The sequence below is a fragment of the Massilia varians genome (assembly GCF_027923905.1).
Classification (GTDB): domain Bacteria; phylum Pseudomonadota; class Gammaproteobacteria; order Burkholderiales; family Burkholderiaceae_D; genus Telluria; species Telluria varians_B.
In genome coordinates, this window is sequence record NZ_AP026966.1 from 5,248,840 (window position 1) to 5,270,592 (window position 21,753).

Sequence of the window (21,753 nt, forward strand, 5' to 3'; positions counted from 1 at the left end):
TCAAGGCGTGATGCGCAGGTAATCCACGTCCGCGTAGCTACCCTCCGCCCCGGTCGCGAACAGGCCGACCTGTGCGCCGACCCAGCGGCCCATGGTGGCGTCGAAGGGCGCACCGAGCTGGGTATAGCGCAGGCCATCGGCGCTGTACCAGAAGGCGACGCGGGCGCCGGCCGTCACGTGCAGGCGCAGGTGGGCCGCAAAGCCCGGCAGTTCCGCGCCCAGTTCCTCGCTGCACTTGCCGTCTTGAGCGCAGCGCACCAGCACCATGCGCGGCTTGCCCGCCACGCGGCGCAGCCCGAACCAGTGGCTGGCCAGGCCCATCGTACCGAGGCCGACCTGGTCGCCGTCGCGCCGGGCCTGCAGTTCGAGCTTCGCGGTGAGGCCGAAGGCGGGCGCCGGGAACTTCTGGGTCAGCACCGAGGGCAGCGAGCGCACCGGCCTCTCCGGCTGCGCGAACAGGCGCAGCTGGCCCGGACGGGCATCGAGCGCATACCAGCGGGCATCCGGGTTGGCTGCCCACTGCCATTGCGGGCCCAGGGCCTTGCCGTCGAATTCGTCGCCGGTGGCAGGCGCCTGCTGCGCGAAGCCGCCGGCAAGCGGCTTGGCATGTTCGATGACCGGCTGGCCCACGCCAGGCTTGCTTGACGGCTCGCCGATCAGCGGCCAGCCGTCGTTCCAGCGCATCGGCTGCAGGTGCACCACACGCCCATAGGCGCGCCGGTCCTGGAAGTGGAAGAACCAGTCGCTGCCCTGCGGCGTCCTGACTCAGGCGCCCTGGTGCGGCCCGTTGATGCCGGTCGCGCCCTGCTCCATCACGATGCGCGACTCGTAGGGCCCGTCGATGCTGCGCGAGCGGAACACCGATTGCCAGCCATGCTCGACGCCGCCGGCCGGCGCGAACACGTAGTAATAGCCGTTCGCCTTGTACAGCTTCGGCCCTTCCAGCGTGCGGTAGCCGGGCAGCTTGTCGCCGTCGATGACCACCTTGCCCTCGGTGTCGAGCAGGCTGCGGCCGTCGGGCGCCATCTCGCGCAGCGTGAGCACGTTGTTGAAGCCGGCCCGGCTCTTGGCCCAGGCGTGGATCAGGTAAGCCTTGCCGTCTTCGTCCCACAGCGGGGCCGGGTCGATGATGCCCTTGCCGGGCAGGAGCAGGTGTGGGGCGCTCCAGGGACCGTCGAAATCTTTCGCGGTGGTGACGTAGACGCCGTTGTCGGGGTCGGGATAAAAGATCCAGAATTTGCCGTCGTGGTGGCGCAGGGACGGCGCCCATACGCCCTTGCCGTGCTGGGGCGCGGCGAACTGCGCGCCGGGCACCAGCCGGGGCAGCGCATGGCCCTTCAGCTCCCAGTTGACCATGTCTTTCGAGACCAGCAGCGGCAGGCCGGGCGCGTTGGCGAAGCTCGAGGACACCATGTAGTAGGTGTCGCCCACGCGGATCGCGTCCGGGTCGGAATAATCGGCATGCAGGATCGGGTTGCGGTAGCGGCCGTCGCCGAGGTCGGGCGACCACGGTGCGCGCGCAGGCACGGGGCCGAGCACGCGCTCGAGAAAAGCCGCCATCGCGTCGACCGTCGGCGAGACCCAGGGATCGAACAGCCAGAACGAATGCGGGGTGCCGGCCAGCGCCACGGTATCGGTATGGATGCCATGCGTAGCCAATTTCGCCGCCATTGCCTCGCGTCCCACCGAGAAGCGCGGCACGCTGCTGGTAATGAAGAGTACCGGCGGGCTGTTCTTGCCCACGTGCCCGATGGGCGACGCCGCGCGCCACAGCGCTTCCTTCTCGGCATAGCGGCCGCCGAACCAGGCGCCGGCGGCGGAGGGATGCTTGTTCGGATCGTCCTCGTGCCTGCGCGCTTCCTCCGAGGTGAAGTCGGACAGGCCGTCGATGTTCACCACCGCGCGGATGGCTTGCGGCTCCAGCATGCCGACCAGCGAGGCGATCTGGCCGCCGGCCGAGCCGCCGGCGATGGCGACCTTTGCCGGGTCGATGCCGTCATTGCCTGCGCGTTCGCGCAGCCAGCGCACTGCTTCCTTCACGTCCTCGATCGCGGCCGGGTAGCGCGCCTGTCCCGACAAACGATAGCTGACGGTGGCGGCCGCATAGCCGCGCGCGGCAAGGCGCGCCGCCAGCGGCGCCATGTTGCTGCGTTCGCCGGCGCCCCAGCCGCCGCCGTGGACCAGGATCACCAGGGGCGCCGGTTTGCCGCCCGGACCGGGCAGGTAGAGGTCGAGCGCCAATGACAGGTCGCCGCGGCGCGCATACGCGAGGTCCTTGCGTACCTGGACCGGGGCCGGCGCCTCGGCGCTGGCGATGCGGATGTCGGGATAGTCGCGGACCAGCTTGCGGTAGGTGGTGTCGGCGTTGTACGGCGCCTGGGCAAAGGCCGCGGCGGTCGCCAGTGCCAGCGCCAGGCCGAGCGAGGCCCGCCTCACAGCGCCGCTCCGCGGAATACGCAGCGCCGCCGCAGCGTGGCGCCCGGCGCCAATACCGTCAGGCCGGGATGGCCAGGCAGGTTGTGCGCATTGATCGGATGGTCCACCGGTTCGAAGCAGAAGACGTCGCGTCCCGGCGGCACGTAGAGGATGAAGTAATCCATGTCGGCCTGTACCTCCAGTGCAAGGCCGCGTTGCGGCCAGGTGATGCGGGCGGCGCCGATCCAGCCCTCGAATACGTTGTCGACGCCGCCTTGCGGCAAAGGCGCGGGGCTGTCGAAGCGCCACTCGGGCGGGATGTCCTGGCGCATCAGCGGCAGCTTGTCGGGGCCGGCCATCCAGACGCTGTTGGCCCCGGCTTCCAGCCGGGCACCTTGCGGGTCGGGCATCCACGGATGCAGGCCGATCCCGAAGGGCAGCGCGCTGCGGCCCGCGTTGCGCACGCTGAGCTCCACCACCAGCGCATCCTTGTCCAGGATGTAGTGCAGCTCGGCCGTGTAGGCGAAAGGTTGCGCATCCCAGCGGTCCAGGCTCAGGGTAAGAGCGCTATCGTGGTGGGCGGCGACGCGCCAGGGCTGCTGCCAGCCGTCGCCGTGGATCGGGCAAGGCTCCCCTTGCCGGTTCGGCGCGGGCACGTGGCGCCGGCCCTCGAAGGCAAAGCCCGAGGGCGCCATCCGGTTCGACCAGGGCAGCAGCGGGAAACAGGCCAGTTGCCCGGGCAGCGGCGTGTCCGTCGCGTCGGGCGGCAAGGCGCGCAGCAGCGGCTGCGCTTTGCCGCCGTCCAGCCAGTCCAGCCGCGCCAGGCCGCCCCCGACCTGCGGAACAATCTCGGCCAGCAGGCGCGCGTTGCGTAGCGTGAGGCGTTCCAGCACGGCTCTGGTCACCGATCAGTATTGCGGGCCGTCCAGCAGGAACTTGCCGCCCTGGTACATGGTGGTGACGTCGTCTTTGGCCGGGAACTCGGAAGTGTCCGGGAACAGGTGCGCGAACTTCGACGAGCTGTCCTTCGGCTTGTAGCCCAGGTGCGAAGCCAGGCGGTTGTCCCACCACACGCTGTCGTTGCTAGAGACGCCGTAGACGATGGTGTGGCCGACGCGCGGCGCGAACAGCGAGCAGCGCAGCATCTCGGTCAGGTCGTCGTAGGAGAACCAGGTGCTCATCATGCGCTTGTTGGCCGGCTCGGGGAAGCTCGAACCGATGCGGATGCAGACGGTCTCGATGCCGAAGCGGTCGAAGTAGTAGCGCGCGATCTGCTCGCCGAAGACCTTGGACAGGCCGTAGTAGCTGTCCGGGCGGGTCGGCGAATCCGCATCCAGCACGGTGTTGACGTGGTGGTAGCCGATCGCGTGGTTCGAGCTGGCGAAGATCACGCGGCGGGTAGAGGCCTTGTGCAGCGCCTCGTAGAGGTTGGCCACGCCCAGAATGTTGGCCTGCATGATCGGTTCGAAGGGCTTCTCGGTGGAGATGCCGCCGAAGTGCAGTACGGCGTCCACGCCCTCGAGCAGTTTCAGCACCGCTTCCTTGTCGGCCAGGTCGCACTGGACGATCTCTTCGCCCTCGCGCGCTTCGCCCATGTCGGCGACGTCGGACAGGCGCACGACCTCGGCCCAGGGCTTGATACGGTCACGCAGCACCTTGCCGAGGCCGCCGGCGGCGCCGGTCAGCAGGATGCGTTTGAAGGGTTTGCCTTTTGCGGCTTCGGTCATGCTAAAACTCCTTGATCATGTAGGGTGGTCGGCTCTGCCGACCGCGCGTTCAACGTACCAGTGCATACCACGGAGCAGGCCAGGATACGTGATTTGAACGCGCGGACGGCGAAGCCGTCCACCCTACGGGCAACAATATGTATTTCAGGTCACCGGCGCAGGATTGAACAGCGCCAGCGCATTGTGCAGTTTCCAGTGTTCGGCCCAGGTCTTGCGCCCGCTGGCCACGTCGAGGATCAGGCGGAACAGCTCCCAGCCCACGTCCTCGATGGTCGCCTCGCCGCTGGCGATGCGCCCGGCGTTCACGTCCATCAGGTCGTGCCAGCGCTTTGCCAGCTCGGTGCGGGTGGCCACCTTGATGACCGGGACCGCCGCCAGGCCGTAAGGCGTGCCGCGGCCGGTGGTGAAGATGTGCACGTTCATGCCGGCCGCCATCTGCAGGGTGCCGCAAATGAAGTCGCTGGCCGGGGTGGCGGCGTAGATCAGGCCCTTCTGCTGCAGCTTCTCGCCCGGCGACAGCACGCCAGTGATCGCCGTGGTGCCCGACTTGACGATCGAGCCCATGGCCTTTTCCACGATGTTCGACAGGCCGCCCTTCTTGTTGCCGGGTGTGGTGTTGGCGCTACGGTCGACGCCGCCGCGCACCAGGTAATCGTCGTACCACTGCATCTCGCGCACCATCGCCTGGGCCACTTCCGGAGTGGCGGCGCGCGCGGTCAGCTGGTCGATACCGTCGCGTACCTCGGTGACCTCGGAGAACATCACGGCGGCGCCGGCACGCACCAGGAGGTCGGTGGCGAAACCGACGGCCGGGTTGGCGGTGACGCCCGAGAAGGCGTCGCTGCCGCCGCACTGCACGCCGACCACCAGGTCGGACGCCGGGCAAGTGACGCGCTGGCGGGCGTTGAGCAGCGCCAGGTGTTTCTCGGCGGTCTGCATCAGGTTGTCGATCATCGACATGAAGCCGACGTGCTGCTGGTCCTGCAAAGTGACGACCGAGGGTTCGGCGTTGCCGATCGGGATAGAGCCGGCCGGGAACAGACGCGCCGGCGGCAGCTTCTCGCAGCCCAGGCTGACGACCATGACGTGGTCGCCGAAATTCGGGTTCCTGGAGAGGTTGCGGATGGTCTTGATCGGGATCTCGGCGCCCGGGGCGTCGATCGCGACGCCGCAGCCGTACACGTGCTCGAGCGCGACCACGTCCTCGACGTTCGGGTAGCGCGGCAGCAGCTCTTCCTTGATGCGCTTGACCGCGTAGTCGATCACGCCCGAGACGCACTGCACGGTGCTGGTGATCGCCATGATGTTGCGGGTCCCGACCGAGCCGTCCTTGTTGCGGTAGCCCTCGAAGGTATAGCCTTCGAGCGCTTCGCCGACCGGGCGCGCGTGGGTGCCGATCGGCAGGTCGTCGAGCGAGCGGGCGGCCGGCATGCGCAGCACGCGCTCCGACACCCAGCTGCCGCGCCGAATCGGGCCGTTGGCATAGCCGATCGTCACGCCGTAGCGGATGACCGGATCGCCGTCAGCCAAGTCCGCCAATGCCACCTTGTGCCCCTGCGGGACGCCTTCGACGAGCGTCAGGCCGTCCGGGAAAACGGTGCCCGCGGGCAGTCCGCCGTCGTTGACGACGATGGCGACGTTGTCGCTGGCCTGCATGCGGATTGTGCGCGGAACTTGGGTGTTCATGATGGTAGTGCCTTGGTCGGTAGGTTCTTTTTCAGTATGCCATACAATTTCGGGCAGTGGCTAGTCCACATTGCTATTTTGGTCGGACCAAATTAGAATGGCCTGACCAATAAAGTAGTCACAAGTAGCTGGACGTATAAGTCAGACAAATCCGACTGGAGACATATGAAGACGACCTTGATGGCAGCCTCGCTTGCCACCCTTCTTGGCTGCGCACTCGCCTGCGGCCCCGCCCTGGCCCAGGGTGGCCCCTACCGCAACACCGACAACAAGAACCTGCTGGACCATTCCGAAGGGTCTTACCCGGTGCCATACAAGAAGCCGGTGGTGGCGGAAGTAACAAGCCAGCTCAAGGCGATCCGCGGCTACATGGACCAGGCAACGCCGACCCGCATCGTCAACAGGAAGACCGGCGACCAGATCACCGACCTGAAGACCCCGAACGCCGACGCCATCTTCGAACCCAGCGCGGGCGACTACGGCATCCAGGTCTACGAGATGGGCGTGGTCCACTCGGGCCTGCTGAAGGCGGCCGAAGCGACCGGCGACCAGAGCTTCACGGCGATGAGCCAGCGCCACTTCCAGTTCTTCTCCCAGACCCTCCCCTATTTCCGCGCCCAGGAACGGAAGTTCCGCCTCGATCGGGCCAACAGCTTCGCGCGCTTCCTCGCCCCGCACTCGCTGGACGATTCCGGCTCGATGTGCGCCGCCCTGATCCGCGCGCGCCAGGCCAAGGTCGGCCCGGACCTCAAGCCCATGATCGACACCTGCAGCGACTGGGTGGTCAACAAGCAGTTCCGTTTGGATGACGGCACCATGGCGCGCAAGCGCCCGCAGGAAGTGTCGCTGTGGGGCGACGACATGTACATGAGCATCCCCCTGCTGGCCGAGATGGGCCGCATGACGGGCGAGCGCAAGTACTTCGACGATGCCGTCAACAACGTGATGGGCATGAGCAAGCGCCTGTTCAATCCGCAGAATGGCCTGTACGCCCACGGCTGGCACGCCAACCACCCGGACGCGCCGCGCTTCTACTGGGCGCGCGCCAACGGCTGGGCGGTGCTGGCCATGTCCGACCTGCTCGACGTGCTGCCGAAGGACCACCCGGGCTATGCGCCGGTGCTGAACCAGCTGCGCGCCGCGATCAAGGGCATCGCCGAACTGCAATCGGGCACCGGCCTGTGGCACCAGATGATCGACCGGAACGATTCCTACCTCGAGACCTCGGCCAGCGCCATGTTCACCTACGTGATCGCGCACGCCGTCAACCAGGGCTGGGTCAGCCCCACCACCTACGGCTCGATCGCGCAGGCCGGCTGGGCCGGCCTGTCGACCCGCATCACCCCCAAGGGTGAAGTCGAAGGCACCTGCGTCGGCACCACGCTCGCCGGCGACATGGTCTATTACTACAACCGCCCGACCAGCGTGCATGCGCTGCACGGCTACGGTCCGACGCTGCTGGCCGGCGCCGAGATCATCAAGATGATGAACAACCCGGCGATCGATATCCAGCACAAGGTGCGCACGTATCATTACGTGCCCAAAGGGGGCAAGACCGACTACAACAAGCATCAGCAATGATGCGTTCATCACCGAGCGAATCCATGAAACGACTGATCCTGAGCGCGGCATTGGCCGCATCGCTGAACGCCTACGCCGCCGAGAAACTGGCCGTCACCGTCCAGCACGACCTGTCCATCGCCCGCCCGTCCGAGACCATCTCGATCCCGTGGAGCGAGGTGAACGCGCTTCTTCCGGGCGCCCTGATCCAGAAGATCGCCGTGAAGGACGCCAAGGGCCGCGTGCTGCCCCACCAGGTGACCAACGTGGCGCCGCTGTCCAAGGATCCGGAGAACAAAGGGATCGCCTACGGCGAACTGCTGTTCCAGCACAGCTTTGCAGCGGGCGAGAAGAGCGCCAGCTTCACCGTCGAGAAGATCGACACGGTGGCGCCGGTATTCGCCCAGAAGGCCAACGCCCGCTACGTGCAGGAGCGCCTCGACGACTTCGCCTGGGAAAACGACAAGGTGGCGCACCGCACCTACGGCCCCGCACTGGCGGCGCCGTCGCCAGCCGGCATGAACAAGGAAGTCCTGGTGACGAGCGGCCTGGACCTGTGGTTCAAGCGGGTGCCGTATCCGATCATCGACCGCTGGTACAACAAGGGCCATGACCACTACCACACGGACCAGGGCGAGGGCATGGACATGTACCAGGTCGGCAAGTCGCGCGGCGCCGGCGGCACCGGCGTGTGGGACGGCAAGCAGCTCTACACCAGCGTCAACTACGCCTCCTGGAAGGTGCTGGCCAACGGCCCGGTGCGCGCGGTCTTCGAGCTGCACTACGCCGCCTGGGATGCGGCCGGCAAGCCGGTCAGCGAGACCAAGCGCTTCACCGTCGACGCCGGCCATTACCTCGACCGCATCGACTCCACCTTCCAGTACGAGGGCAATGAGCCGATCACGGTGGCGGTGGGCCTGAACAAGAACCCGAGCGACAAGGGCCAGGACCCGGTCATCACGGTCAAGCGCGAAGGCCCGGTGCTGCTCCAGTGGATCGAGCAGAAGAGCAACGGCGCGTTCGGCACCGCCGTCGTGATCCCCGGCGCCGAAGGCTTCGCCGAGGACAAGCTGAACGAACTGATCCTGGCCAAGGCCGGTTCGGGCAAGCCGCTGCGCTACTATGCCGGCGGCGCCTGGAGCCGTGGCGGCGAGATCACCACGCTCGCCAAGTGGCAGCGCCTGGCGCAGGATACCGCGGCGCGCGACGGCAATCCGGTGCGCGTGATACTCGCAAACCCGGCCAAGTCGGGCAAGTGAGATGACGATGCGCTTCCAGCCCCGCCGCCGCGCCCTGCTGCGCACCGTTCCCGCCGCCGGCCTGCTGCTCGCCGGCGCGGGCTCAGGTTGCGCAGTCTCCACCCCTTCCGCCAACAAGTCCGCCGGCGATCCATGGCAGCGCGCCGCCGACATCGCCGCGCGCTTCGCCACCCCGCTGCGCTTCCGCGAGGAAGACTTCCCGATCACCGCCTATGGCGCCAGGCCCTGCGCGATGGTCGAGGTCAAGGCACAGACCGCCTCGCTCGTGAACGGCACCCTGCGCACTCCCGCCACAGGCTCGCCCGACGCCTATCCGGCGATCACGGCGGCCATCGCGGCCTGTCACGCCAAGGGCGGCGGCCGGTTCCTGATCCCGGCCGGCGACTGGTACTGCGCCGGGCCGATCGTGCTGCGCTCGAACGTGCACGTGCACCTGGCCGCGGGCGCCCGCGTGCATTTCTCCGCCAACCCGGAGCACTACGCGCGCCACGGCGAATTCGACTGCGGTGCCAACGGCAAGCTGACCCTGTCGCGCTGGCAGGGCAACGACGTCCTGAATTACTCGCCGCTGGTCTATGCCTATAACCAGACCAATATCGCCCTCACCGGCGCCGACTGGACCAGCATCCTGAACGGCCAGGGCGGCGTGCCCTTCGAGACCAAGCCAGACGAATGCTGGTGGGACTGGAAAGGCCGCGGCGTGCCTGCACGCACCCGCACCGAGATCGCGCCGAACCCGGCCAACCAGCCGCTGGACAAGGTGGCGCCGAACCTGCCCGAGGCGCAGCGCGCCCTGATCCAGGGCGAAGGCTGGCAGACCGATTCGCGCTACCTGCCTGCCCTGTCGGAAGCCGGCGTGCCGGTGGCGCGCCGCGTGTTCGGCCATGGCCACTTCCTGCGCCCCTGCATGATCGAATTCATCGGCTGCAGCAAGGTGCTGCTGCAGGGCTACCAGGTGAATGCGGCGCCGTTCTGGCTGCACCACCCGGTGAACTGCCGCGACCTGCACATGCGCGGCGTGAACATGGAAAGCCTGGGCCCGAACAGCGACGGCTTCGACCCGGAAGCCTGCGACGGCGTGCTGGTGGAGGAATGCACCTTCAACAACGGCGACGACTGCATCGCGATCAAGGCAGGCAAGAACCGCGACACGGGGTTCGGGCCGACGCGCAACATCGTGATCCAGCGCTGCATCATGAACAGCGGCCATGGCGGCGTGACCCTGGGCAGCGAAATGGCCGGCGGCATCGAGCACGTGTATGCGCAGCAGCTCGAGTTCCGTAACATGCACTGGGCCAGGAAGCCGCTGAACACCGCGATCCGCCTGAAGACCAACATGAACCGGGGCGGCTTCCTGCGCCACCTGTACGTGCGCGACGTGACCCTGCCGAACGGCGTGCGGATCGAGCCGATGATGTACAAGCCGCTGCCGGGCGCGAAGGAAATCACGGAGCCGGTGGCCTCGACCGCGGGTGCGATCATCACCATCGACTGCGACTACGTGCCGGGCGACGACGCGGTGCGCATCCGGCCGCCGCAGGTGTCGGACATCGTCATCAGCGGCGTCCGTGCCGGCAACGTCGACACCGGCTCGGGCAGGTTCTCGTGCTATCAGGCCTTCGTGCTGCTGGGACCTGTGGCCTCCAGCTTCAACGGACCGGCCGGCACGCCGATCCTGCCGATCCAGCGCGTGCGCATCAGCGATTCGGACTTCGGCACCCCGAAGAACGGCGCCCAGCCCTGGTTCCTGCACAACGCCACCAGCATCACGCTCGACAAGGTCACGATCGGCGGCAAGCTCTACAACACGACCCTGTCTTCGCACAATCCCTAATCTGAGAGAGGTCAGGCCACTTCATGTATTTATTTGAATTGGCCTGACCAAAACTGTTAATATTGCCGTAAAATCTATAAACTGGACTGACCAGATAAAAGATAAAAACGCAATGGAGACAGCATGAAACAACCCCCACGTGCCGCCTTACGCCAACTGACCCTGTGCCTGCTCGGCACTGCCTCGGTGTCGACCCTGTCCATCGGCGCCGCCTACGCCCAGGACACCGCGCAGATCCAGACGGTCCAGGTGACCGGCCTGCGCGCCTCGCTCGAGAGCGCGCTGAACGCCAAGCGCGAGGACAATGGCATCGTCGACGTGATCAAGGCCGAAGACATGGGCAAGTTCCCGGACACGAACCTAGCCGAGTCGCTGCAGCGCGTGCCAGGCGTGGTGATCGACCGTGACGCCGGCGAAGGCCGCAACATCACGGTGCGCGGACTGGGCCAGGACTTCACCCGCGTGCGCATCAACGGCATCGAGGGCCTGGCCACCACCGGCGGCACCGACAGCTCGGGCGGCACCAACCGCGGCCGCGGCTTCGACTTCAACGTGTTCGCCTCCGAACTGTTCAGCTCCCTTACGGTGCGCAAGAGTTCTTCGGCCGACGTCGACGAAGGCTCGCTCGGCGCCACCGTCGACCTGCAGACCCTGCGCCCCTTCGACCTGAAGGGCTTCAACGCCACCATCGCGGCCAAGGGCAAGTACAATGACGGCTCCGAGAAGATCGACCCGCGCGTGGCCTTCATGCTGTCGAACACCTTCATGGACCGTACCCTCGGCGTGCTGGTCTCGGGTGCCTTTTCCAAGCGCCGCGTGCTGGAAGAAGGCTTTAGCACGGTGCGCTGGGATAACGGCCCCTCGTCGGGCGGCTGGTGCGCGCCGCAAGGCGTCGCCGCCAACCCGGCCAACTCCACCGCCACCACCTGCGGCCCCGCGGCCCAGGGTGTGCCGCGCCTGCCGGCCTCCAGCGCCGCCACGCAGGCCTACAACGCCGCCAGCAGCGCCGGCAACTTCCACCCGCGCCTGCCCCGCTATGGCCGCCTGACCCACGACCAGGACCGCCTCGGCCTGACCGCCTCGGTGCAGTGGCGCCCGCAGCGCGGCACCCTGCTCACCTTCGACATGCTGTACTCGAAACTGGATGCGACGCGCCAGGAAGACTTCCTGCAGGCGATCTCGTTCAGCCGCAGCGCCGCCCAGGGCGGCAAGCCGCAGATGAGCGTGGTCGAAGCGCAGTACGCGCCGAACGGCGCGCTCCTGTATGGCCGCTACAACGGCGTGGACATCCGTTCGGAATCGCGCTTCGATGAACTGAACACCACCTTCAGCCAGCCGACCCTGACGCTGGAACACAAGATCAGCGACACCTGGAGCATGAGCGCCAAGCTCGGCCGCGCGAACTCGAAGTTCCGCAATCCGGTGCAGACCACGGTCACGCTGGACGCGCTGAACGTGAACGGCTACACCATCGACTTCCGCGGCAACGAGCGCCTGCCGGCGATCAGCTATCCCTTCGATCCGATGGCCGCCAACGGCGCGCTGGGCATCCTCGGCGTGCCGCAGGTCGCCAGCGGCACCCAGCCGAATACGATTGCGAACACCACCACCAGCGAGATCCGCATCCGTCCGCAGGGCGCGACCAACGTCAACGACGTCGGCCAGTTCGACCTGGCCTGGGAAGCCAGCGAGCACCTCACGTTCAAGGGCGGCCTGAACCGCAAGAAGTACGCGTCGGACACCTACGAATTCCGCCGCGTGAACCAGAACGACACGATCTTCGCCCCAGCGGCAGGAACGACCGGCCTTACCACCACCGTCAGCGGCTTCGGCAAGGGCCTCGACATGCCGGCCGGGAACCCGACCGGCTGGGTGATCCCGAACCTGGGCGCCATCGCGGCCGCCTACGACATCTACTGCAACTGCATCAAGGCCGGTCCCGCCGGCGGTCCCGGTGACTTCACCCTGTCTTCGATCACCAACGGCAATGCGCGCGGCAACAACCGCACCGTCACCGAGCGCGACGACGGCTTCTACCTGATGGGCGAGTTCAAGTACGACCTCTGGGACATTCCCGTGCGCGGCAACGTCGGCGTGCGCCACGTGAAGACCGAACTGGAAGCGATCGGCTACCAGGCTGCCGGCGGCGGCACCGCGGTGAAGGTGAACCACGAGTCCAAGGACACCCTGCCCTCAATGAACATCGCGGCCAACCTGGCCCGCGACTTCATCGTGCGCTTCGGCGCGGCCAAGGTGATGACCCGTCCGCAGCTGGGCTTCCTGTCGCCGGGCGGCACCATCTCGACCACCGGCACGCTGACCATCAACACCGGCAACCCGCTGCTGAAACCCTTCCGCGCCAAGACCTTCGACTCGAGTTTCGAGTACTACTTCGGCAAGAACGCCTTTGTCGGCCTGGGCCTGTTCCAGAAGAACATCGACACCTATATCCAGTCGCTGCGCACCAATGTGGCCTTCCGCGAGACCGGCCTGCCGCTGTCGCTGCTGCCGGCGAACTTCAGCGGCGACGAGCAGTTCCAGGTGACGGCGCCGATCAACACCGATGGCGGCAAGCTGAAGGGCTTCGAGCTGAACTACCAGCAGCCGTTCACCTTCCTGCCAGGCTGGGGCCGCAACTTCGGCACGGTGCTGAACTACACCAGGGTGAGCTCGAAAATCGAGTATGCGGTCTCGCCGACCAGCAGCGAGCGCATCGTCGACGACCTGCTCAACCTGTCGCCGAAGTCCTGGAACGCGACCTTCTACTATGATGACGGCAAGTTCAGCGCGCGCGTCTCCGGCGCCAAGCGCTCGTCCTTCCTGACCCGCGTGCCGGGTCAGAACAACAACGACGTCGAGGGCAAGAACGAGACCTTCAACGTGGACGTGTCGCTCTCGTACAAGTGGAACGAGCAGCTGGAATTCACGCTGGAAGGCGTCAACCTGACCAACGAGCCGAACGACCAGTTCATCAGCCGCGCGCGCAACAGCGTGGTGGTGAACAACGTGACCGGCCGCGAGTTTCTGGCCGGGTTGCGCTACAAGTTCTGATACTTCCTCTCCTGACGGAATCCTTGACAGCCCGCGCTTGCGCGGGCTTTTTCATGCCCGTTTCGAAAAAGATGGAGGCTCAGGCGGCCATGCGGCGCCGTGCCGCCAGGCCGGCGATACCGAGTCCCAGCAGGGCGAGGCTGCCCGGCTCGGGCACGTCGACGGGCGCGCCCGCATTCAGGACGAACTGCCGCGGCGCGGCATTGCTGAGGGTCGTGCCGGGAACGAAGGAAGCGAACGCGACTTCTCCAGGGTTGACCGCCGCCATGCCATCGCCGAAACCGGCCGACACCGCACTGGTATCGCTGATGTCGCCGTAGAAAATGCCGATCTGGCTGGATGCGCCGGCGCTGACCAGCTGGTCGGAGCGCACCAGGATCTGGAAGGTGCTGCGTACGCTATAGTTCTGGCTGTAATGCCCCATCCGTTCCCAGGTGAGCACGATCTCGCCATCGGTCGCGGTATTGGCGTACACATTGGACGCATCGTCGTTGCGCGAATCGAGGTCGGTATAGAACGCGGCGATCATTGGCGCCACGCTCTGGGTGTCCAGGGGCTGGGTCGAGAAGCTGCTCTGGCCTGAGCCAAAGGTGACGTAGCCGTTCGAGCCGACAAACAGGCTGCTGTAGCTCGTGCCGAAGAAGTTGATCGATTGATTGCTGCCGCTAAAGGCGACCGGACCGGCATAGCAATCGTCGCAATTGCTCGGCCCCGTCAGCTGGGTACCGTAGTTGGTGGTGTACAAGCCGGCCTGTGCCGAGGAAATTCCAGCAAGTCCGATGAGGGCGGCGCAAATGACACGTAATGCAATTTTCATGACAATCCCTTTTATGATGGTGACTGACAATCGGTAAGCGATAAACGTGCCAACAATAAATGTTTATTAAAATCAGTTAGTTAACAAAAGTTAATATTTTCGTTTGTAAATTCTTTCGACAGGCGGTAGCGATACGAAAAAGGCCGGCGCGGGCTACATCAGCCACCCGCGCCGGCCTTGAGACACGATAAATCGCTACTTAGAACTTGTAGCCGACAGCCAGGATCACCGACACCGGATCCAATTTCATGTGCTGGGTCTGGCCGGTCGAGAAATGCACGTCGGTGCGCAGGCGGGCCTTGTTGAGGGTGACGTCGGCAAACCATTTCTCGGTGAAGTTCACGGCCATGCCGACCTGGGCAGTGTAAGTGAACTTGTTGTCGATGCTGAAGGTCGTCGGAATACCGCTGCCCGGGTTGGTGATCGCGGTCATCTTGGCCGAGCCGCGTTCCTTCATGAAGTAGGCATAGGTCGCGCCGATGCCCACGAAGGGACGGAAGGTCGCGGTCGGGGCGCCGAAGCGGTATTGCGCGAACAAGGTCGCCGGCAGCGCCTCGACGGTGCCGAGCTGGCCGGTGCCGGCGATGGCGCCCGCGCCATAGATCTTGTGCTTGTAGGGCGTGCCCAGGGCGGTTTCGAGCGAGATGTTATCGGTCAGGCCGTAGGCCAGGACCAGCACCGGCTGGATGTCCCGGTCGACGTCGCCCTTCGAGCCCGGCAGGGCCGGCGCGCCGATGTCGCCGCTTTCCACCTTCGGGGTCAGCTGGTTGAGGCCGACCTTGGCCGTGAGCTGGCCGGCCGACTGGGCCGACGCGGTCGAAGCGCAGGCCAGTGCCGCGGCGACGCCCAGCACCTTGGCGACGCTGTTGAAACGTACTTTCATGTTATCTCCTGATTCTGTGATGGGAGCCCGCCGTCGCGGCGGGCCCTCCGCTATCGTGCAGCCTGTCGATTACAGCCAGCCCTTGACCGCCATTTCCTTGAGGACAAGGCGTGCGATCAGGTTGTTCTCGAACGGCGTCGGGTGGATGTCGTCGGCGAACATGTAGCGGCTGACGTCACCGGCCACGGTATTGCTGTTGGTGCAGATCAGGGACGTGGTGCCCAGGGCGTTCGCGCCGCAGGCCGGGCTGGTGGTGTTGGTCAGGCCGTAGGGCGCCGGATTCTTCACCTGGTCATTGCTGACGCTGTACAGGTCGACGTACAGGATACGGTCGTCGGCGCCGATGCCGCTCTTGAGCTGGGTGTTGAAGGCGTTGACCATGGCGGTGATCAGTTGCTGGATATCGGCAGTGCGGGCCTTGCCGGCCGGGGTGCTAGCGACGTCGGGCAGGTTGGCGACGATCACATATTTGGCGCCCTTGGCCAGGATCTCGTTCTTCACCAGTGCGGCCATCTGCGCGCCGGCCGTGCCGAGGTCCTGGACCAGCTTCGGACCGTTCGCTGCGGCATAGTCGTTGCCGGCCTTGGCGCCGGCGGCGGTCGCATCGGCCTGGGCCTTGGCGACCATCGGGCCGTACACGGCAGGCTGGGCCACGGCGGCGTTGCCCGGCTGGCGCGCGGCGGCGCCGACTGCGACGGCGACGATGGTTTCCGACGTATTGCCCGGACGTGCGCTCTCGGTCATGATGGCCGCGCCGATCGCCTGGGCGGCGGCCTGCGGGTTGGTGGCGCCGGCCGCCAGCTGGGCGGTCAGCGAGGTGGCGAAGGTCTGCGCACCGGCGGCATTGCCGGCGGCGGTGGCCTGGGCCGACAAGGTGCTCAGCGCCATCAGCACGTCATTACCGCCCGACAGGATGGTGACCAGCTCGGTGCCGCTGAACTTGTTGCCGGTGCGGGACAGGTGGTTGGCGACCTGGGTCACCAGCGGCACCGTCATTTCGCCGATGGGCGAGCCGGTGGCCTTGTTGCCCGGGCCGATCGGGTTGGTCACGCGCGAACCACCCTGGGCATAGTTGAAGCAGTTCAGGTTGTTGCTGATCGCTACCGAGAAGCCGCGCGACGCGTCGCCTTCGAGGCCGGTCTGGGCCGCGCAAGGCGCCGGCAGTTTCAGCTCGGCTGCCAGGAATTCGACCCAGATCTTGCCGTTCAGCTCAGGATTCTTGGCGGTGCCGTCGCCGTTGATGGTGAACTTGCCGCCGCCGGCCTGCTTGACCGCGCCCACGGCGTAGGTGCCGACGTCCGACAGGCTGTCGCCGAAGGAGACCTGCTGGGTGAAGCTGAGTTTTTGCGTTTGGTCGCCGCCGCTTGGGCTGGTTCCGCCGCATGCTGCCAGCACCGCTGCCGTGAGCACGGCAAGCGCGAGTTTGGTTTGACGCATTGTGTCTCCTAAATTGGTTTTATTTGAAACGAACGGGCGTGCTATTCGTCTCGTAATAATATGCCAGTGTTCAACTTGCTTGTATAGGAATTGCTTACTCGTACGTCAGTTTTTGGTGACACGTGGCAAACAAATCGGGGGGGCCGATTATAGCCCTGCCGATCAGCCCGCACGAAGCGGTTTTTGAACGCTGTTGTATTGAAGAACGCCCGTATGTACGGGCGCTCTGCTTGACGAGGCCCTAGACAGCAGGGCTATGCGGGGTGGATTGATTCAGCAGGCCGTGGACGATGCCGGTCGAGCCGTGGGCGGCCCGGCGCAGGCGGTCGTTGACGCCCAGCCAGGCGCCGTCCTGGGGCGGCGCTTCGACCAGGATGACATCCGCGCCATGGCCGTCCATCGCACGCAGCGCGGCGTACAGGGCGTGGGCGAAGCCATCCGGCGTGGCCGGCAGGCGCAGCGCGGCATGGGTCGGCGGCATCTCCGAATAGTGGATCAGCGCGACCTTGCGTCCCGCCGCCGCCAGTTCGAGCAGGGTCCGGCGCAAGGTGGCACTGTCCTGCATCGCCACCGGCGTATGCGGCGCGTAGTGCGATTCGAGGGTGCCCGAGGCGCGCGGCGCGGCGACATCGGGGGGGCTCGGCATCTGGTCGATCACCGCGGCGATGGCTTCGGCGCTGATGTGACCCGGACGCAGCAGCACCGGGCCGTGCGTGGCCAGGCGCGACAGGTCGACGATGGTCGATTCGATGCCGACCTGCGATGCGCCGCCGTCCAGCACCATGGCCACCGTGCCGTCCTGGCCGAACTCGTCGCGCACATGCTGGGCCAGGGTCGGGCTGACGGCGCCGAACTTGTTGGCCGACGGCGCCGCCACCCCGCCGCGGCCGCCCTTGAAGGCGCGCAGCAGCGCGATCGCCACCGGGTGCGAAGGGCAGCGCAGGCCGACCGTGTCCTGGCCGCCGCTGACGGCGTCCGGGATGTTCGGCGCGCGCTTGAGGATCATGGTCAGCGGGCCCGGCCAGAAGGCATCGGCCAGCGCCCGGGCCTCGACCGGGATCTCGGCGGCCCAGTAGTCGAGCGGCGCGCCAGGGGCGAGGTGCACGATCACCGGGTGATCCTGCGGTCGGCCCTTGGCGGCGTAGATGGCCGCGACCGCGGCCGGGTTCTCGGCATCGGCGCCGAGGCCGTACACGGTCTCGGTCGGGAAGGCGACCAGCGCGCCGGCTTCCAGTGCGCGTGCGGCAGCCTCGATGGCAGCCTGGTCGATGTTCTCGCTTGCCATCCTTACTCCGGGATGCCGAGGATGGCGCAGGCCTGGCGCAGGCTGTTCTGCGCCTGTTCAAGCGTCGGCGCCACGAAGGTCACGTGGCCCATCTTGCGCGCGCGGCGCGGGTCGTCCTTGCCGTACAGGTGCAGATTGGCGCCGGGGAGCGCCAGCACGCGGTCCCAGGCCGGTTCGCGGGGGGTAGCGCCGTCGCCTTCGAACCAGACGTCGCCCAGGATGTTGAGCATGACGGCGGGCGAATGCTGGCGCACCTCGCCCAGCGGCAGGCGCGCCATCGCGCGCACCTGCTGCGCGAACTGGCTGGTGACGCAGGCGTCGATGGTGTAGTGGCCGCTGTTGTGCGGGCGCGGGGCCATCTCGTTGACCACCAGGCTGCCGTCGGCAAGCACGAAGAACTCGATGCACAGCACGCCCACATAGCCCAGCTGGGCCACGATGGCACGCGCCGCATCCTGCGCCTGTTTGGCGCAGGCCGCCGACACGTTCGGTCCCGGCACGGTGGTGCTGAACAGGATGCCGTCGCGGTGCACGTTCTCGGCGATCGGGTAGACCACCGACGCGCCGTCATGGCCGCGCGCGGTCAGCACCGAGACCTCATAGGCCAGCGGCAGCATCTTTTCCAGCAGACAGGTGACGCCCTTCATGGCATCGAAAGCGGCGCGCACGTCCTCGCGGGTGCGCACGCGCACTTGGCCCTTGCCGTCGTAGCCCATGCGCACGGTCTTCAGGATGCCGGGCAGCAGGTCGTCATCGATGGCGTCGATGTCGGCATGCGAGGCGATGGTCTTGTGCGGCGCCGGCATCACGCCGGAAGTCGGCGCGCACTCGACGAAGAAGCGTTTTTCGGCGATGCGGTCCTGGGCGATCGATACGCAGGAGGCGGCCGGCGCGACAAAAGCGCGCTCGCCCAGCCAGGCCATGCTGTCGGCCGGGACGTTCTCGAATTCGGTGGTGACGGCGACGCAGGCCTGCGCCAGTTCGGCCAGGCCGGCCGCATCGGTATAGCTGGCCTCGATCAGGCGCTCGGCGACCTGCCCTGCCGGGCAGTCCGCCGCTGGCTCGAGCACCGCGACCTTGTAGCCCATCGCCTGGGCCGCGTGGGCGAACATGCGGCCGAGCTGGCCGCCGCCCATCACGCCGAGCCAGGCCGACGGATTGGCGGATGGGAGAAACGGATCACTCATGCGTCAGGACGGGAAGGGTCATGGCCTGGGCGGCCGCGGTCTGCTCGGCGCGGAAGGCCAGCAGCTTCTGCGCCAGCGCATCGTCGGTGGCTGCCAGGATCGCCACCGCGGTCAGGGCCGCGTTGGCGGCGCCGGCTTCGCCGATGGCGAAGGTCGACACCGGCACGCCCTTCGGCATCTGCACGATGGACAGCAGCGAATCCTCGCCGCGCAGGTACTTCGAGGGCACCGGCACGCCCAGCACCGGCACGATGGTCTTGGCGGCCACCATGCCCGGCAGGTGGGCGGCGCCCCCTGCTCCGGCGATGATGGCGCGCAGGCCGCGCGCGCGTGCGGTCTCGGCATACGTGAACATCTCGTCCGGCATGCGGTGCGCGGAGATCACCTGCGCCTCGAAAGGCACGCCGAACTGCTTCAGGACGTCCACGGCATTCTTCATTACGTCCCAGTCGGACGAGGAACCCATGATGACGCCAACGACCGGTTTTGCTTGATCACTCATCTGCTTACGCCTTCAGCTTCTCGCCGGTGAGGCGTTCGATGGCTTCGAAATACTTGGCCTGGGTCTTCTCGATGACGTCTTGCGGCAGGCTTGGCGCCGGTGCGGTCTTGCCCCAGTCGGTCAGGGTTTCGAGGTAGTCGCGCACGAACTGCTTGTCGAAAGACGGCGGCGACATGCCCGGCGCGTAGGAGTCGGCCGGCCAGAAGCGCGAGGAATCGGCGGTCAGGACTTCGTCCATCAGGTGCAGCACGCCATTGTCGTCCAGGCCGAACTCGAACTTGGTGTCGGCGATGATGATGCCGCGGGTGGCGGCGTATTCGGCGGCAGCGGTGTAGAGCTGGATGCTGATGTCGCGCATCTTGGCGGCGAGTTCCTTGCCGATGCGGTTTTCCATCTCTTCGAAGGAGATGTTTTCGTCGTGCTCGCCGATGTCGGCCTTGGCGGCCGGGGTAAACAGCGGCTGCGGCAGCTTGTCGGCCTGGCGCAGGCCTTCCGGCAGCTTGATGCCGCAGATGGCGCCGCTTTCCTGATAATCCTTCCAGCCCGAACCGATGATGTAGCCGCGCACGACGGCTTCGACCATGATCGGCTTGAGGCGCTTGGCCACGACGGCGCGGCCGCGCACCTGCTCCACTTCGCCTGGCGCGACGACCGATTCCGGCGCCACGCCGGTCAGGTGGTTCGGCACGATGTGGCCGAGCTTCTCGAACCAGAAGTCGCTCATCTGGTTCAGCACCATGCCCTTGGACGGAATCGGCTCGTTCATGACCACGTCGAAGGCCGACAGGCGATCGGTGGTGACGATCAGGATCTTGTCGTCGCCGACAGCGTAGTTGTCGCGTACCTTGCCGCGGCCGAGCAGTGGCAGGGACTGGATGGTGGATTGGTAGAGGCTGTTCATAGATGGGATATCAGGAAAACAGAGCCGGAGATGGCCTCCGGTGAAGGCGTCCAGGCCGGGGATGGCCTGGACCGAATGCGTAATTTTACGTCAATTCGCATTGCACCGCCGCAGGAGGAGCGGCAGCGCATTGCGATTCACTGCTTACTGCACGATCTGGGCCAGTTCGCCAGCCTTGTAGCGCTCGGCCATTTTCTCCAGCGGCACCGGCTTGATCTTGGCGGCCATGCCTTCGCAGCCGAAGGACAGGTAGCGCGCCTTGCAGATCTCGGTGGCGGCTTCTCTAGCCGGCTTCAGGTAGTCGCGCGGGTCGAACTTCGACGGATTCTGGAACATGTACTTGCGGATCGCAGCGGTCATGGCCAGGCGGATGTCGGTGTCGATGTTGATCTTGCGCACGCCGTGCTTGATGCCTTCCTGGATTTCCTCGACCGGCACGCCGTAGGTCTCTTTCATGTCGCCGCCGAATTCGCGGATGATCGCCAGCAGGTCCTGCGGCACCGACGAGGAGCCGTGCATCACCAGGTGGGTGTTCGGGATGCGGGCGTGGATTTCCTTGATGCGGTCGATCGCCAGGATGTCGCCGGTCGGCTTGCGGGTGAATTTATACGCGCCGTGCGAGGTGCCGATGGCGATGGCCAGGGCGTCGCATTGAGTTTTGGCGACGAAGTCGGCGGCCTGGGCCACGTCGGTCAGCAGCTGCTCGCGGGTCATGGTGCCTTCGGCGCCATGGCCGTCTTCCTTGTCGCCCTTCATGGTCTCGAGGGAACCGAGCACGCCCAGTTCGGCTTCGACGGTCACGCCGATCGAGTGCGCGAACTTGACGACTTCACGCGAGACGTCCACGTTGTACTCATAGCTGGCCACGCTCTTGCCGTCGGCTTCGAGCGAGCCGTCCATCATCACCGAGGTGAAGCCCGAACGGATCGCGGCCATGCAAACCGCCGGCGACTGGCCGTGGTCCTGGTGCATCACGACCGGGATGTGCGGGTAGGCTTCGACGGCGGCGTCGATCAGGTGGCGCAGGAAGGCTTCACCTGCGTATTTGCGGGCGCCGGCCGAGGCTTGCATGATGACCGGGCTGCAGGTGGCGTCGGCGGCGGCCATGATGGCCTGCACTTGCTCCAGGTTGTTGACGTTGAATGCCGGCAGGCCATAACCGTGTTCGGCGGCGTGGTCCAGCAGTTGACGCATCGATACGAGTGCCAT

Annotated in this window: 17 protein-coding genes; 4 read left to right on the forward strand and 13 right to left on the reverse strand. The window is 66.3% G+C overall.

All coding sequences use genetic code 11. The features are described from left to right. The 5 genes from MasN3_RS23645 to garD all read right to left on the reverse strand — a co-directional run bounded on the left by MasN3_RS23645 (position 1) and on the right by garD (position 5,828). Positions 1 to 699 carry a hypothetical protein gene (locus tag MasN3_RS23645; protein ID WP_281910699.1) on the reverse strand — a complete coding sequence of 233 codons (699 nt, stop codon included), beginning with the start codon at positions 697 to 699 and terminating at the stop codon, positions 1 to 3. Between the two features lie 66 nt (positions 700 to 765). After that, a complete protein-coding gene (locus tag MasN3_RS23650; RefSeq protein WP_281910702.1) occupies positions 766 to 2,436 on the reverse strand; it encodes an alpha/beta fold hydrolase in 1,671 nt (556 codons plus the stop codon). Next, positions 2,433 to 3,308, reverse strand: a complete 876-nt coding sequence (locus tag MasN3_RS23655) for an aldose 1-epimerase (protein ID WP_281910704.1) — start codon at positions 3,306 to 3,308, stop codon at positions 2,433 to 2,435. Before MasN3_RS23655 ends, MasN3_RS23650 begins: the two co-directional genes overlap by 4 nt. Before the next feature lie 15 nt (positions 3,309 to 3,323). Further along, positions 3,324 to 4,142, reverse strand: coding sequence for an NAD-dependent epimerase/dehydratase family protein (locus MasN3_RS23660; RefSeq protein WP_281910705.1), 819 nt, complete (start codon positions 4,140 to 4,142; stop codon positions 3,324 to 3,326). Between the two features lie 144 nt (positions 4,143 to 4,286). Continuing rightward, a complete protein-coding gene (garD, locus tag MasN3_RS23665; RefSeq protein ID WP_281910708.1) occupies positions 4,287 to 5,828 on the reverse strand; it encodes a galactarate dehydratase in 1,542 nt (513 codons plus the stop codon). Positions 5,829 to 5,993: 165 nt separating this feature from the next. Between garD and MasN3_RS23670 the strand changes: the two genes are divergently transcribed. From MasN3_RS23670 to MasN3_RS23685, 4 genes are all read left to right on the forward strand, one after another. Beyond that, a complete protein-coding gene (locus tag MasN3_RS23670) occupies positions 5,994 to 7,409 on the forward strand; it encodes a glycoside hydrolase family 88/105 protein (protein WP_281910710.1) in 1,416 nt (471 codons plus the stop codon). Positions 7,410 to 7,432: 23 nt separating this feature from the next. Next, positions 7,433 to 8,647, forward strand: a complete 1,215-nt coding sequence (locus tag MasN3_RS23675; protein WP_281910712.1) for a DUF4861 family protein — start codon at positions 7,433 to 7,435, stop codon at positions 8,645 to 8,647. A gap of 7 nt (positions 8,648 to 8,654) precedes the next feature. Beyond that, positions 8,655 to 10,481, forward strand: a complete 1,827-nt coding sequence (locus tag MasN3_RS23680; protein WP_281910713.1) for a glycoside hydrolase family 28 protein — start codon at positions 8,655 to 8,657, stop codon at positions 10,479 to 10,481. A gap of 123 nt (positions 10,482 to 10,604) precedes the next feature. Continuing rightward, positions 10,605 to 13,532, forward strand: a complete 2,928-nt coding sequence (locus MasN3_RS23685; RefSeq protein WP_281910715.1) for a TonB-dependent receptor — start codon at positions 10,605 to 10,607, stop codon at positions 13,530 to 13,532. Positions 13,533 to 13,611: 79 nt separating this feature from the next. On the opposite strand, the gene MasN3_RS23690 is transcribed toward MasN3_RS23685, so the two are convergent. From MasN3_RS23690 to fba, 8 genes are all read right to left on the reverse strand, one after another. After that, on the reverse strand, positions 13,612 to 14,349 hold the full coding sequence (locus MasN3_RS23690; protein ID WP_281910717.1) for a nidogen-like domain-containing protein: 738 nt from the start codon (positions 14,347 to 14,349) through the stop codon (positions 13,612 to 13,614). A gap of 199 nt (positions 14,350 to 14,548) precedes the next feature. Beyond that, positions 14,549 to 15,232 (reverse strand): OmpW/AlkL family protein, encoded by a 684-nt coding sequence (locus MasN3_RS23695; protein WP_281910720.1) that lies wholly within the window; start codon positions 15,230 to 15,232, stop codon positions 14,549 to 14,551. Between the two features lie 69 nt (positions 15,233 to 15,301). Then, a complete protein-coding gene (locus MasN3_RS23700) occupies positions 15,302 to 16,669 on the reverse strand; it encodes an SGNH/GDSL hydrolase family protein (RefSeq protein ID WP_281910722.1) in 1,368 nt (455 codons plus the stop codon). A 241-nt stretch (positions 16,670 to 16,910) separates the two neighbouring features. Further along, positions 16,911 to 17,954, reverse strand: coding sequence for an L-threonylcarbamoyladenylate synthase (locus MasN3_RS23705; RefSeq protein WP_281910724.1), 1,044 nt, complete (start codon positions 17,952 to 17,954; stop codon positions 16,911 to 16,913). A 2-nt stretch (positions 17,955 to 17,956) separates the two neighbouring features. Then, the gene (locus MasN3_RS23710) at positions 17,957 to 19,141 is read right to left on the reverse strand and encodes a 5-(carboxyamino)imidazole ribonucleotide synthase (RefSeq protein WP_281910725.1); all 1,185 of its coding nucleotides are present in this window, start codon (positions 19,139 to 19,141) and stop codon (positions 17,957 to 17,959) included. Next, positions 19,134 to 19,643, reverse strand: a complete 510-nt coding sequence (purE, locus tag MasN3_RS23715; RefSeq protein WP_281910727.1) for a 5-(carboxyamino)imidazole ribonucleotide mutase — start codon at positions 19,641 to 19,643, stop codon at positions 19,134 to 19,136. Before purE ends, MasN3_RS23710 begins: the two co-directional genes overlap by 8 nt. 4 nt (positions 19,644 to 19,647) lie before the next feature. After that, positions 19,648 to 20,544, reverse strand: coding sequence for a phosphoribosylaminoimidazolesuccinocarboxamide synthase (locus MasN3_RS23720; protein ID WP_281910728.1), 897 nt, complete (start codon positions 20,542 to 20,544; stop codon positions 19,648 to 19,650). 144 nt (positions 20,545 to 20,688) lie between these two features. Then, on the reverse strand, positions 20,689 to 21,753 hold the full coding sequence (gene fba, locus MasN3_RS23725; RefSeq protein WP_281910730.1) for a class II fructose-bisphosphate aldolase: 1,065 nt from the start codon (positions 21,751 to 21,753) through the stop codon (positions 20,689 to 20,691).

Excerpts from the sequence above, each read along its gene's own strand:
- MasN3_RS23660 (WP_281910705.1), bottom strand. The coding sequence starts at position 4,142 with ATGACCGAAGCCGCAAAAGGCAAACCCTTCAAACGCATCCTGCTGACC.
- garD (WP_281910708.1), bottom strand. The coding sequence starts at position 5,828 with ATGAACACCCAAGTTCCGCGCACAATCCGCATGCAGGCCAGCGACAAC.
- MasN3_RS23670 (WP_281910710.1), top strand. The coding sequence starts at position 5,994 with ATGAAGACGACCTTGATGGCAGCCTCGCTTGCCACCCTTCTTGGCTGC.
- MasN3_RS23675 (WP_281910712.1), top strand. The coding sequence starts at position 7,433 with ATGAAACGACTGATCCTGAGCGCGGCATTGGCCGCATCGCTGAACGCC.
- MasN3_RS23680 (WP_281910713.1), top strand. The coding sequence starts at position 8,655 with ATGCGCTTCCAGCCCCGCCGCCGCGCCCTGCTGCGCACCGTTCCCGCC.
- MasN3_RS23685 (WP_281910715.1), top strand. The coding sequence starts at position 10,605 with ATGAAACAACCCCCACGTGCCGCCTTACGCCAACTGACCCTGTGCCTG.
- MasN3_RS23690 (WP_281910717.1), bottom strand. The coding sequence starts at position 14,349 with ATGAAAATTGCATTACGTGTCATTTGCGCCGCCCTCATCGGACTTGCT.
- MasN3_RS23695 (WP_281910720.1), bottom strand. The coding sequence starts at position 15,232 with ATGAAAGTACGTTTCAACAGCGTCGCCAAGGTGCTGGGCGTCGCCGCG.
- MasN3_RS23700 (WP_281910722.1), bottom strand. The coding sequence starts at position 16,669 with ATGCGTCAAACCAAACTCGCGCTTGCCGTGCTCACGGCAGCGGTGCTG.
- MasN3_RS23705 (WP_281910724.1), bottom strand. The coding sequence starts at position 17,954 with ATGGCAAGCGAGAACATCGACCAGGCTGCCATCGAGGCTGCCGCACGC.
- MasN3_RS23710 (WP_281910725.1), bottom strand. The coding sequence starts at position 19,141 with ATGAGTGATCCGTTTCTCCCATCCGCCAATCCGTCGGCCTGGCTCGGC.
- purE (WP_281910727.1), bottom strand. The coding sequence starts at position 19,643 with ATGAGTGATCAAGCAAAACCGGTCGTTGGCGTCATCATGGGTTCCTCG.
- MasN3_RS23720 (WP_281910728.1), bottom strand. The coding sequence starts at position 20,544 with ATGAACAGCCTCTACCAATCCACCATCCAGTCCCTGCCACTGCTCGGC.
- fba (WP_281910730.1), bottom strand. The coding sequence starts at position 21,753 with ATGGCACTCGTATCGATGCGTCAACTGCTGGACCACGCCGCCGAACAC.